Source organism: Verrucosispora sp. ts21 (assembly GCF_002879555.1).
In the GTDB taxonomy this organism is placed as follows: domain Bacteria; phylum Actinomycetota; class Actinomycetes; order Mycobacteriales; family Micromonosporaceae; genus Micromonospora; species Micromonospora gifhornensis.
The window spans coordinates 1-613 of record NZ_PNOZ01000184.1 but is presented as its reverse complement, the minus strand read 5'-3'; the positions used below and the strand labels follow the sequence as shown (position 1 = coordinate 613).

The window sequence follows — 613 nt, the reverse complement described above, 5'->3', positions numbered from 1 at the left end:
GAACCGACTCCAGCTCCAGGATGCGATGAGCCGACATCGAGGTGCCAAACCTTCCCGTCGATGTGATCTCTTGGGGAAGATTAGCCTGTTATCCCCGGGGTAGCTTTTATCCGTTGAGCGACGGCCATTCCACAATGTACCGCCGGATCACTAAGTCCTGCTTTCGCACCTGCTCGACTTGTAAGTCTTGCAGTCAACCACACTTTTACCTTTGTGCTCTGCATATGGTTTCTGACCATATTGAGTGTAGCTTTGAACGCCTCCGTTACTCTTTAGGAGGCGACCGCCCCAGTCAAACTACCCACCACGCACTGTCTCCTTCCCAGATAAGGGGAACGGGTTAGAAAATCAATTTAGCAAGGGTGGTATTTCAAGGTTGACTCCACTAGAACTAGCGTCCCAGCTTCAAAGTCTCCCACCTATCCTACACATGCTAAACCAATTTTCAATACGAAGTTATAGTAAAGCTCCACGGGGTCTTGTCGTCTTGATGCGGGTAACCAGCGTTTTCACTGGTACCATAATTTCACCGAGTCCAATGTTGAGACAGTAGGGAGATCATTGCGCCTTTCGTGCAGGTCAATAATTAGTTGACAAGGAATTTCGCTACCAG

Annotated in this window: 1 rRNA gene; it reads right to left on the bottom strand. The window is 48.9% G+C overall.

Annotation, left to right across the window (positions count from 1 at the left end):
- Positions 1 to 613: ribosomal RNA gene (locus C1A38_RS30445) — 23S ribosomal RNA — on the bottom strand; the annotation flags it as partial.